The 12,097-nt window shown below is 44.2% G+C and carries 10 protein-coding genes; all 10 read right to left on the reverse strand.

What is annotated here, in order from left to right:
- Positions 1-211 precede the first annotated feature (211 nt).
- The 10 genes from dapA to HQ43_RS00535 all read right to left on the reverse strand — a co-directional run bounded on the left by dapA (position 212) and on the right by HQ43_RS00535 (position 11,881).
- On the reverse strand, positions 212-1,126 hold the full coding sequence (gene dapA / locus HQ43_RS00485) for a 4-hydroxy-tetrahydrodipicolinate synthase (RefSeq protein WP_036788290.1): 915 nt from the start codon (positions 1,124-1,126) through the stop codon (positions 212-214).
- Between the two features lie 42 nt (positions 1,127-1,168).
- Positions 1,169-1,552: a RidA family protein gene (locus HQ43_RS00490; protein WP_036788296.1), complete on the reverse strand. Its 384-nt coding sequence runs from the start codon at positions 1,550-1,552 to the stop codon at positions 1,169-1,171.
- Positions 1,553-1,599: 47 nt separating this feature from the next.
- Positions 1,600-2,337 carry a 23S rRNA (guanosine(2251)-2'-O)-methyltransferase RlmB gene (gene rlmB, locus HQ43_RS00495; protein ID WP_036788442.1) on the reverse strand — a complete coding sequence of 246 codons (738 nt, stop codon included), beginning with the start codon at positions 2,335-2,337 and terminating at the stop codon, positions 1,600-1,602.
- A gap of 14 nt (positions 2,338-2,351) precedes the next feature.
- The gene (gene recN, locus HQ43_RS00500; protein ID WP_036788299.1) at positions 2,352-4,028 is read right to left on the reverse strand and encodes a DNA repair protein RecN; all 1,677 of its coding nucleotides are present in this window, start codon (positions 4,026-4,028) and stop codon (positions 2,352-2,354) included.
- 9 nt (positions 4,029-4,037) lie between these two features.
- A complete protein-coding gene (locus tag HQ43_RS00505) occupies positions 4,038-4,886 on the reverse strand; it encodes a type IX secretion component PorD family protein (RefSeq protein ID WP_036788303.1) in 849 nt (282 codons plus the stop codon).
- Positions 4,886-6,082 carry a bifunctional phosphopantothenoylcysteine decarboxylase/phosphopantothenate--cysteine ligase CoaBC gene (coaBC, locus tag HQ43_RS00510; protein WP_036788305.1) on the reverse strand — a complete coding sequence of 399 codons (1,197 nt, stop codon included), beginning with the start codon at positions 6,080-6,082 and terminating at the stop codon, positions 4,886-4,888. The genes HQ43_RS00505 and coaBC overlap by 1 nt, the downstream gene beginning before the upstream one ends.
- 3 nt (positions 6,083-6,085) lie before the next feature.
- Positions 6,086-6,859 (reverse strand): 3'-5' exonuclease, encoded by a 774-nt coding sequence (locus HQ43_RS00515; RefSeq protein WP_036788308.1) that lies wholly within the window; start codon positions 6,857-6,859, stop codon positions 6,086-6,088.
- Positions 6,860-6,944: 85 nt separating this feature from the next.
- Positions 6,945-8,075, reverse strand: coding sequence for a DNA polymerase III subunit beta (dnaN, locus tag HQ43_RS00520; RefSeq protein ID WP_036788311.1), 1,131 nt, complete (start codon positions 8,073-8,075; stop codon positions 6,945-6,947).
- 283 nt (positions 8,076-8,358) lie between these two features.
- Positions 8,359-9,651 (reverse strand): ATP-binding protein, encoded by a 1,293-nt coding sequence (locus tag HQ43_RS00525; RefSeq protein ID WP_036788315.1) that lies wholly within the window; start codon positions 9,649-9,651, stop codon positions 8,359-8,361.
- Positions 9,652-10,783: 1,132 nt separating this feature from the next.
- Positions 10,784-11,881, reverse strand: a complete 1,098-nt coding sequence (locus HQ43_RS00535) for a TlpA disulfide reductase family protein (protein WP_036788322.1) — start codon at positions 11,879-11,881, stop codon at positions 10,784-10,786.
- Positions 11,882-12,097: the final 216 nt, after the last annotated feature.

Below are 12,097 nucleotides of genomic sequence, written 5' to 3' on the forward strand. Positions count from 1 at the left end.
GCAAATATAGATAAAACTATTTGTTTAAGAGCCCCTAAAAAGTGACGATTCTCAAATTTTCTACAAGTGGGAAACAATGGATACAAAAAAGCAATAAAACCCCGGAATCATACGTAAAATCATCACAAAACAGCAAAAAAAGCTCTTTCCCACGACATGAAAAGAGCTTTACATCACATTTGTTTCAAACAGGATGCCTCGCAACTTGAAGCTAAGGATTGTCTATTCTACAATATCCCATCCGGGACAAGAACTGACGAATACGAGAATAAACAACCGGAGTACAAGGGACAAGAGGCAAACGAAGGACATTCTCAATAAGATCCATGCAGTGTAAAGCACTCTTGATACCACTTGGGTTCCCTTCCACGAACAGGAGTTCATAAAGCTCGACCAACGACCGCTGCACATGAGCAGCTTCGGCAAACTTCCCTTGACGACAGAGAGAAACCAATCCTCCAAACTCTTTCGGAAGAGCATTCCCAATAACAGATATCACTCCGTCTCCTCCCATAGAGATGTAGCTGAGAGTTGAGCTGTCATCTCCACTAAAAAGAGCAAAATTTGACGGTCGCTGTTTAAGTATTCTCTCTATCTGGGTAATAGATCCCGAAGCCTCTTTTATTCCAATGACTTTGCCTGGGAATGCTTGTGCGAGTCGTAAGACAGTTTCCACCTGCATATTGACTCCTGTACGACCGGGGATGTTATACAGAATCACCGGTTTAGAAGATGCTTCTACCACCTCCGAAAAGTGTGCATATAGTCCCTCTTGAGAAGGTTTGTTATAGTAGGGTGCCACAGAAAGTATTGCAGAAACGCCATCCATAGGGAAGCAACGTATTTTCTTGCAAAGCTCTCTTGTGGCATTTCCCCCCATACCGACAACGATAGGAACTCGTCCCTCCACTATCTTTTGTACAAATGCAACTATCTTTATTTGCTCTTCTTCTGTAAGAGTGGGTGTCTCAGCCGTTGTTCCCAACGTCACCAAAAAGTCTACTCCTCCTGCAATCTGAAACTCTATCAATTTCTCAAGAGCTGAATAGTCCACCTCATAGTCAGAAGTAAATGGAGTAACAAGAGCCACCCCAAAGCCTCCTAAAGTATTCGTCTTGCAGGTCATAGTAATAATAGAAAAGCTATTTAATAATCAAGATCGCATGAGTTATGCTTTAACGACGATCACCTCTATTTCTACAAGTCCGTTCTTTGGCAATGTCTTCACTGCCACAGCCGAGCGTGCAGGGTACGGAGCTTGGAAGTACTTGCCATAGACTTCATTCATCTCAGCGAAATAAGCCATATCGGCAAGAAAAACGGTTGTCTTAACCACATCAGAAAATGTGCAACCCACTTCTGTCAGAAGAGCTTGAATATTCTTGAATATCTGTTCGCACTGAGCTGTTACATCGGTCTCTGAAACGAAAGCTCCCGTAGCCGGATCAAGACCAAGCTGACCTGAAAAATAAAATGTCTGTCCGGCTTGAATACCTTGGCTATAAGGACCAATGGCTGCAGGGGCATTGGTGGTGTTGATTACTTTTTTCATCTTAATTCTGTTATGTATTAGGTTAGATTATAAATATTGTCTTGTTTTTATCGCTGCTTCACTGCCTCATACATTATAATACCGCCCGCAACGGAAACATTGAGAGAACCGATCTCTCCTAATAGAGGAATGGAAACCAATTCATCTGCCAATTCCATCGTCAAAGGAGAAAGCCCTGTATCTTCTGCTCCCAAAACCAAAGCAAGAGGACCGGTGTAGTTACCCTTTGTATAGGTAAGATCACTCTTCTCGGTGGCTCCAATGATGCGCACACCACTATCTTTCAAATAGTGAAGAATATCTCCCATGGTTCGTTCTCGACAAACGGCTATACGACTAAGAGCTCCGGCAGAAGTCTTTATGGCATCTCCATTTACAGAGACGGCATTCTGCTCCGCTATCACAATAGCATCTACCGCAGCACACTCGCAAGTCCGGGCAATTGCACCAAAGTTCCGAACATCCGTTATTCCGTCCAAAACTACAATAAAAGGATCCAATCCCTCTTCATAAAGGACCGGAATCACTTCGTGCAAACGATAATATGTTGTAGAGGCCTTAAATGCTATAACCCCTTGGTGATTTTTACGAGTAAGACGATCGAGCTTCTCAACCGGCACTTTCCGTATAGGAATACTGCGCTCACCGACTGCTGTAAGAAGAGTTTGCATCAGATCACTTCTACTCTCTCTACGTACAAATATCTTATCCAACTCCTGCCCGGCTTCAAGAGCCTCTATCACGGCACGAAGTCCAAATATCATTTCGCTATCTTTTACTGCCATACGAATCTGTTTTATCATTTATACTGTTTGAGAAGCACCTTTGCATTATGGATAGCTTCGTCCGTCAGGACACTTCCACTAAGCATTGAAGCGATCTCTTTTTCTCTCTCTTCGTAGGAGAGATGATCTATATGAGTATTATACTCTCCTTGTTCATCTTGCCTCTTAAATACTCGAAGCTGCTCTTGTGCCAATGCCGCAATCTGAGGCAAATGTGTTATGGTAACGACCTGTACTCGATGCCCCAGGTCCTTCATCATCAAACCCATTCTTTCCGCGATCTGCCCACTGACTCCGGTATCAATCTCATCGAATATGATTGTAGGAAGAGTGGAGTGTAGTGCTATTATGGCTTTCAGAGCAAGCATAAAGCGAGAAATCTCTCCGCCGGAAGCTATTTCATTGATCGGACGAAGCTCGGAACGATTATTTGCAGAAAATAAAAAGCGAACCTTGTCCATCCCATTTTCAGAGAGACTACCCTCTTCCCAATCCACCTCTATCCGGAATAATGCTCCTGCAACACCAAGTTGTTTAAGCTCTCTTTCAAGAGGTTCGGAGAGACTTTTTGCCGCCTCTACTCTGGACAGATGAAGCTCTCTTGCAGTAGCCAATACCTCGGCATAAGCTACATTCACAGCCTGAGCCATATCTTCAAGTTCACTTGAGCCGTTTTCTATCGCACTGAGAGACTTCCTGTAACTCTCTTGCAGTTCAAGCAACTCTTTTGTATTCTCTTTCTTATGCTTGTGAAGGAGTGTCTGTATGACATCCATCCGTTGAGTCAGCTCTTCAACCTGAGCAGGATTCGCACTAAAAGCATCCATCTTTTGGGCACACTCTCTGGACAACTCCTTCAATTCTATCTTGACACTCTCCAATCGCTCTGCATACCCCTCTGCATCTGTCCAGTAAGAGAGAACACCCTGCATAGCTTTGGCAGCATCCTCTATCTGAGAAAGAGCAGAAGGGACTTCGTCTGCATCGGATAGATATGCAACCTTTCCGATTGCTTCCGTTATCTCCTGTGAGTGCTGCGCCTGCGACAGTATGCTCTGAATCTGCTCCTCTTCCAGCGGTTTAAGGGAAGCCTCGGCAAGTTGGCGATACTGATACTCTATGTACTCACGTTCGCTACTTTGCCTTTGCAACTCTTGCGTTCTTCTCTCCAAAGCTTTTTTTAGAGATTTGTAGAGTTGGAGCTGTTCCCTGTAACGAGAAAGTATCTCTCTGTTTTGCCCGACAACATCAAGCACGGAGATCTGAAAGGAAGACTCTCCTATCAGCATATTGTTGTGCTGAGAATGGATATCTATCAATCGCTCTCCGAGAGTTCTCATCTGTTGAGCGGTTACCGGGGTATCATTTATGAAAGCCCTGCTCTTACCGGAAGCCAAGATCTCTCGACGGAAAGTGCAGGTATCGTCCTCTGCATCCAAATCTTCCTTATTCAATATCTCCTTGATATCGGAAAGGAATGAAATATCAAACGTTGCTTCGACAACACTTTTTGTCTCTCCTTCTCGAATGGTCTTAACATCTGCCCGACCTCCAAGTATCAAGGCGATAGCTCCCAAAAGAACAGATTTTCCGGCTCCGGTTTCCCCTGTGATGGAGGTCATTCCGGAAGTAAAATCAATCCTTGTTTCCTTAATGAGAATAAAGTTCTTAATGTAGAGAGACGTTATCATAATACTTGTCTACAAATGTAGCGTTTTTGTCGGGAACAATCTCTTTATGAGAGCCACAACTTTAGGCTCTTTACCCATAAGTCGGATCACCTCATCCACTTTAGCATCTTCCCATATCCAAAGCCACGAACCCTTTTCGGAAGAAATCTCAAAAGCCTCCAAACTTTTTCTTATCTCATCTTTTGCCTGCTCCGAATGCTCCATAAGATGATCCAGTCCCTTACGATGATAAAGATACCAGACAGGCAACAGCTGCTCCGAAAGGTCTGTAACCAACGTAAATCTGTTCTTGGAAAGAGTGTTGGCATCCCATCCATTCCATTCTCCACGAGAGGCAGCATTCTTGGCAAGAGTGGTAGCTCGTCTCAAGTGAGCTACTCCTCCATTTTCTTCAAAACTCGAAAGCCAAAGTCCCAAAGCAATCTCTCTGTAAAAAGACAGGAGTGCCTCAAGTTGGGATGTAGGTTCTTGCTGATAAGCTATAATTGTTCGAGAAGACTGATAATCAAAAACGACCTCTTTATCGTACCACTTGAAAAGAGTGCTGTATGCGGAAGAGTGATACACCGGACGCCTCACGTCTATGGTTATATCCGCCACTATACGAGAAGAAGCAACCTGCCTGGGGTAGATTGTCAGCAAAGCCATAGGGATCGGTACCTCTATCTGCCTCTCCCCGGCATTAAGATAAGAAAGGCTCTCTCTTTCCAAGCTGTTCATCGCCTGCCTTTGGTGAGACGGCAAAGCGGAGGCATCGATACGCACAGAAAAGAACTGTGCCGAACTTTGTGCCTCTATCTCTTTGATGGAAAAAGAGACAAGCAAAGAGAAAAAGAGCAAGAGCCTTGAGAGTCTCATCAGAACAGGATTCGCACTATTTCTTTTGCCACATCGGTTTTAGACATAAGAGGAAGATCATGTCGCTTTCCGTCTGCTTCCAAGACCGATACTTTATTGGTATCCACGCCGAACCCGGCACCTTCGTGAGCCATAGAGTTGAGGATGATGGCATCAAGATTTTTACGCTTCATCTTATCCAAAGCGTATGATGTCCCCTCTTCTGTCTCCAAAGCAAAGCCGATCATCTTTTGATGCGATTGCTTTATGGCTCCGATTCCTGCCGCAATATCCGGATTGGCAATGAGTTCCAAGTTCCACACCTCTTTCCTCTCTCTTTTGACCTTATCCCCTTCCGGAGAAGCCACTCTATAATCTGCAACTGCTGCACAGAATATGGTAGCATCCGTCTCTGCATCGAAACAAGAACGAACCGCAGCCTCCATTTCCAAAGCAGAGGTTACTTTAATCAGTTGACTCACCTCTTTATCGGACGGCATCACAGATGCAGGACCGGTGATGAATATCACTTCTGCGCCCTCCTCGTGCAACGCTTGAGCCAGAGCCGTTCCCATTTTCCCGCTGGAGTAGTTACCGACAAATCGCACCGGGTCTATCTTTTCATGAGTAGGTCCGGACGTTACGATCACTCTTTTTCCTAAAAGTCTTTTCTCTCCGGAAAGAGATTCCGATACCCTGCGGAAGATCTCTTCCGGCTCCTCCATACGCCCTTTACCGATAAGTTTGGAGGCAAGAAAACCCTCTTGAGGAGAGATAATGATGCAGCCTCTCTCTTGAAGTCTTTGGAGATTTTCTTGAGTAGTAGGGTGTGCAAACATATCTAAGTCCATTGCCGGAGCGATATAGACCTTTGCCCTGGTGGAGAGATAGGAGGTGATGAGCATATTGTCTGCCACACCGTAAGAGCACTTTGCAATGGTAGAAGCCGAGGCAGGAGCTATGATAAAAGCATCCGCCCACAATCCCAAGTCCACATGGCTGTGCCACTGACCGTCTGCCTTGTCGAAAAACTCGGATATGACCGGTGCTTGAGACAGCGTAGCAAGCGTAAGCGGAGAGATAAACTCCTTTGCTGCAGGCGTCATGATCACCCGCACTTCCGCGCCGGCTTTCACAAACAGCCTTACAAGAGTGGCGGCTTTATAGGCTGCGATACTTCCTGTTATCCCTATGACGATATGTTTACCCTGCATCATTTTTTATTTCTTTGGTGCGTGTATTTCGGCATACACTTTCATGAACTCCAACTTTGTGTTACGAGGGAAGTCCGAAGACAATATCCAGTCGTAATATCCGGGATCTCTTTTCAACACTTCGGCAGCAACCTGATTGCGATACTTGCCAAAAGCGATCACTTTTTCATCCTTATCGTTCCACTGCAAACGCCCTGCGTAATCCACCACACGGCGTTGCTTGGTGTACTCATCCAAGAAATCCACATCTCCTTGCAGGTCATCATATCTGTCGAGCTGCCCTAAAAGGACCTCATACGTAGCTATCGTATCTGCCTCTGCAGAGTGTGCGTCCACCAGCTCTTTATTGCAGTAAAACTCATAAGCCGCAGCAAGAGTACGCTGTTCTTTCTTATGGAATATCACCTGAACATCTATCACTTTTCTGTCGGAGAAGTCCACGGGAATTTCTGCCCTTAGAAACTCCTCCACAAGCATGGGTAAATCGAATCTGTTGCAGTTGTATCCGCCAAAGTCGCAATTCTCTAAGATACGAGCCAGATCCTTTGCTATGCTTTTGAATGGGGGTTCATCTTTGACATCCTCATCCGATATACCGTGCACCGCTGTTGCTTCTGCCGGGATGGGTATTTCGGGGTTGATCCGTCGGGTTTTTGTCTCTGTGTCTCCGTTTGGATAGACCTTGTGAAGAGAGATCTCCACTATTCGGTCTTTGGTAATATCCGTACCGGTAGTTTCAAGATCGAAAAAAACCAAGGGTCTTTGAAGTTGAAGCTTCATTTCTCAGTATGTATAAGTATATCAAAAAGCAGATACGGAACAGTCTCGAAAGAGCGCTCCGCATCTGCTTCTATTGTTCTGTTCATTACCTCATCAGAGGCATAACCATCGCTTTCAGCTCTACATTTTCCGGAAGAGAGGCAGGCATTACCAGACCGGGAGCGGTCTTGTCTCCGAGTTTGAACTGAAGAGTATCGGAAAGGTCGAATGTAGAGAATATGTCAAGAAGATGATTGATCTTGAAGCTTATGATCATATCCTCTCCCGAATAGGATACATCCATATACTCATCCGCAGAGGTGGAGTAGTCTATGTCTCGACAGCACATTCTAAGTGCATTTGCCTTGAGATCCAGCTCTACCATTCCCAATGTTTTATCCGAAAACATCGACACACGCCTAAGGGCTGCCACCGTCTTTTGACGATCCACTTCCAACACGTTAGCCTGTTCTTTCGGAAAGACACTGCGGTAGTTGGGATACTTTCCGGCTATCAGACTGCAACGCAAAGTAAATTCATCGCAGCTCATGATCGTATGTTTGTCTCCCACATGAATGTTGATAAGGCTTTCCGGATCCAGCTTCTGCAACAGAAGACGAATAAGCAACGAAGGCTTTCGCGAGAGAATAAACTCGACCGGAGCAGCAACCTTCACATCGCTGTTGGAGTAAAGCGCGAGAAGAAATCCGTCCGTTCCCACAAAAGAGAGTCTGTCCTCTCTGGCATCCACACAGATACCGGTTGTGATAGGGCGTGCTTTGTCCTGACTTGTGGCAAATAACGTATAAGCAATTCCCTCGTCCAACACTTTTGCCGGTACGGCATAGCTCGGAGCATCTTCCCTTAAAGGATCCATCACAGGATATTGATCTGCCGCCTCTGCCCTGTAAACGAATTGTCCGTTAAGGTAAGAAACCACAGTATTAAGATCGGCTTCGTTGATATCGAAAGTGATAATCTGCTCCGGTATCTCTCTTAAAGGCTCCAGCAAGAAAGCACTCTTGACTGCAAAAGAGAAGTCATCTCCCTCTTGTTCATCCAGATCCATCCATGTTTCAAGTCTGTTTTCCCCATCGGAAGAAGCCAAAAAGAGCTTTCCGGCACGCACTTCAAACAGAACGCTTTCTAAGATTGGCACACTGTTCCGTGATGCAATAAGGCGGCTGAGTATCTGAAGTTGCGCATGAAGCTTTGTGTTTGAGACCTTAAATTTCATATATGTAGATATTTAGTTTAATTCTTCACGACCATTCCTCCCGTCTGTTTTCAGGAGTCTTTACCCGGAGATCTCTTGCCCTCGGTTGCCGTACAACTCTTCCAAAATCAAGGATATAAGAGGCAGAAACAGAGGAGACATCACGTTGTTTTCGTACAAGGATCTCAAAGAACAAATATACATAAATTGGTCGGATGGGCAATTATTGTAAGTGAGGATGTCCTTAACTCCAATACAAAAGAGGAACTTGTATGGTTTGAATATTTTTTACTCTTGTGTACCACTAATCTCTCAAGCAGCCAAGAGGAATTACTTTGACACCATCTGTGCGAGTATATGCCATTTGTCCTCCGGTCAGAATTATCAATAAATCGGGTTCTCGTATAGGCATCTGCCGCTCTTGTTTGTTGTGTTCTCGGATGAGTCGTTTAAGTTCCAGCAGATGCTCAGCTCCCATATCTATTTCTTTGCTTCCAAGTTTACATTCTATAAGCGCATATCTACCATCCTCAAGATGAAGTACTATATCGGCTTCAAGCCCATAACGATCATTATAGTATGAGACATGACTGTTTACATCCATGGTGTAAGCCCTGAGATCTCGTACACACATCTGTTCAAATATGAAGCCGAATGTTTTTAGCTGAACCGACAACGCCTCCGGAGACATCCCGAGCAGTGCGACAGCAATTGACGGATCGCAAAAACTTCGTTTGGGAGAGCTTCTAATAGCGGTTTTACTCCGGATCGCCGGGCTCCATGCGTCTATATTCTGTATGACAAAAAGGTTCTCCAAGGCTCTTTCATAATCATTGAACGTATCCATGGACAAACAGACTTCTCCGGAAGCCGTAATATCAGACAAAAGTGTAGTTTTCTTTGCGAGAGTGGATATATTACGAGCATACGAACGTAACAGGAAATCTGCGGTCTTTGTATCTCTCTGCCGTCCATCTATGCGTGAAATATCCTCACTGCAAACCGTGCGTACATAATTTTTTGCAATAAGCAGCTGTGCCTTATGTGAGCGGGCAAAAAGAGAGGCAGGCCAACCTCCCCGAGAAGCGGCGAATATAAGATCTTCTATACTCATTTTTGATGTTTTACCATCGATATCGTAGTTCGGATCATTGAATAGATTTCGCAGGGAGACTTCCCCTGCTGAGTCCCCGGACTCCCATAAACTCATTGGAAACATCTTCATACGAGCTATTCGTCCTGTGCCGGAGTGTAGGATTTTGCTTTTTTCTATCGCATTAGACCCGGTGAGGATAAACTGACCGGGCAATCCACGCTCATCGACTTGAGTACGAACCGCATCCCATAAAACCGGAGCATCCTGCCATTCGTCTATAAGCCGAGGCACATCTCCTTTGAGCAATAATGAGGGCTTGGAAGTCGCAGTAGCAAGATACTCTTCTCTCATATCAGTATCCTGCATTTTGATAATGCTTTTGGCAAACTGCGCTGCCGTGGTTGTTTTACCGCACCATTTCGGACCTTCTATCAGCACCGCACCAAAGGCATCGAGAAGATCTTGAAGCATTGCATCGGCTGTTCTTTGAAAGTATTCCATATACTGAATATTATAAAGGCAAATGTACGAAAAGAGTTTCTTTCAGCAAATTCATTCGGTGTTTTTGTGGCATTTCATTCGGTGTTTTTGTGGCATTTCATTCGGTGTTTTTGTGGCATTTCATTCGGTGTTTTTGCGGTTTGTCCGCTATCTTTTCTCTAGGGATAATCTTCTTCCCTCTATGCAAGTTTTCTAAAATTGAAATACTCTATGTTCATTTGGAGGAGGTTGTTCGGATCAATGCTGTCGGGGAAGCTTTGCCCGTCTGCCAAACAACTGTTTATCGAACCCACCCGCTATATTTACTTCGATACTATTAGTAGCGTCAATATGGTGTTTCTACAGACAGGTTTGTTATTGAACCTATCGGGTGCTTTTGAAGCCCTCATAAGGAGTTTTTCCGAAGCTCTATTTTTATATATTCCATCCCGAAAAATACTCCTTTTTTTCTTGCTCTCTATTTTGATCGGAGGGGTCATTTTCAGAGCACGACCAAACTGTTAAATCAGGGCTGTTTTATTAACACAATTTCTGATACCTATTAAGCAAAAACGCTAAACGAGCATATTGTTTCGGCTTAACGTGTTTAATTTTTCAACGAACACGTTTAGTGATTTCATTAAACACGTTTACCGGATTCGATTAACGTGTTTAGCTAAAATAACTAAGGCGCTAATAATCAGACTGCTATGTGTTTTCACCCTAAAAAGCACCTAAAAAGGAGAATTTCTTTATTAGGAAACGTTTACAGAAAAGAGTGTTAAAATTCACACCTATTAACGCGAAAAAGCCCCATGAAATGGACTGAGAAAAAATTTTTTCCAAATTCGCGATTTTCAGTAAAACCCTGATTAAAAACCTATTACAACGGCTGATTGATTTGATCTTCAAGAAGAGAGAGACGAAAGAGGTACCTGAGAGGAGAAAATTAACAGCTCCGTTTTTATATAAAAGCTCCCTGAAAATGCTGTTTTTTTTGCCCTCGTCAAAGCAGTTGAAAAGTGATAAAAACAGCCTCGTTTTGGTACAAAAAAGAAGCTGCGCCTTATCCGCTCCGAAAATGGCAGACAAGGCGCAGCTTATTTATCCTTTTAGACCTTCCCGAAGATCGGGGCAGGCTCTTCAGGAGATCTTACTTGATGTATTCAGCAATAACCGTGCTGAGTTCGCTTGGATTGATACCGCGTTTTAGGATCACCCCTTCAGGGCTGATAAGCATAAGGTGAGGAATACCGTTTACACCGTAAGCACTAGCACCTGCACTCTCTTTGTCGAAAAGGTTTTCCCACACGATACCGTGCTCTTCTTTAGCCTTTTCGTTTGCTTCAAACTTGTCCCAAGTAGCAACGCCAAGTACGCGAAGACCTTTGTCTTTATAAGCATCGTAGGCTTTGCGGATATGTGGCATGGCTGCCTTGCAAGGACCGCACCAAGAAGCCCAGAAGTCTACAAGAAGATAGCTCTTGCCGTCCATGAAAGAAGAGAACAACACTTCTGTTCCATCCTCTTGAGCAGCTGTGAAGTCTACGTAATTAACGCCTTCTTTTGTGGCTTCAAAGTTCTTTACAGCCTCATAGCCCTTGAGAAGTCTTGGGCTCTTCTTTACCATGTCGGAAGCTGCTTCATACATTTGTACGAACTCTGCATCTTCCAAGAATGGTCTTGCGAACTCGAAAGATACACGACCAAGAACATTTTCTTTATTGGCTTCATAGATGGCAAGAGCTTCTTTCTTCAAGCCTGCAATAACTTCCTCTTCCTTAACGCCATAGAGAGAATCTTTTTGCTCTTCTTGCAAAGTAGAGTCTGCCATCAAAGTGTTGCCGTATTCCCTTAGATCCTTGATAGCAACTCTGCGTGTCTTGATCAAAGAACTCCAAGAGTCTGCAAGAGGAGTACCGGCAAAGTCTACCTTAGGAGCAGTACCTTCTGCCACCGGATTTACTGTAACGGTAAGGTTACCCGGCTCAGCGATAAAAGAACCTGCAATGTCTTCTACCTTGAACACCAAATAAGCGATAGTGTCTGCTGTAATAGGAGCAAAAGTAAACTTACCTGCTTCCACCAATACTGAGTCCACCACTTTTTCGTCTTCCGAATAGATGTAGGCATACTTGCCGTCAAGAGAACCATCCGATACGGTACCGGAAATAAGTGCCTCGTTTTTTGAAGTGTTACAAGCAGTGAGCAACAGCGCTGCACTCATAACACCGAAAATAAACTTCTTCATAATAAAAATAAATGTTTGTGATAATCTTCTTGTCTTAAAGTCTCTGAAAGAACATCCAAAGATGGAGCAAAGGTACAAATATTTAGTCGGTTAGCTCATATTTAGAGAAAAACTTTTGTGCCGACAGTGATATTTTGGAGAATTTTATACAAGAGAGGAAAACAAGAGTATCTCTCAAAGTGCAATCCTCACACCCTTTTCTGCAAATGCAAACGG

Origin of the sequence: Porphyromonas canoris, assembly GCF_000769115.1 — a bacterium.
Taxonomy (GTDB): domain Bacteria; phylum Bacteroidota; class Bacteroidia; order Bacteroidales; family Porphyromonadaceae; genus Porphyromonas_A; species Porphyromonas_A canoris.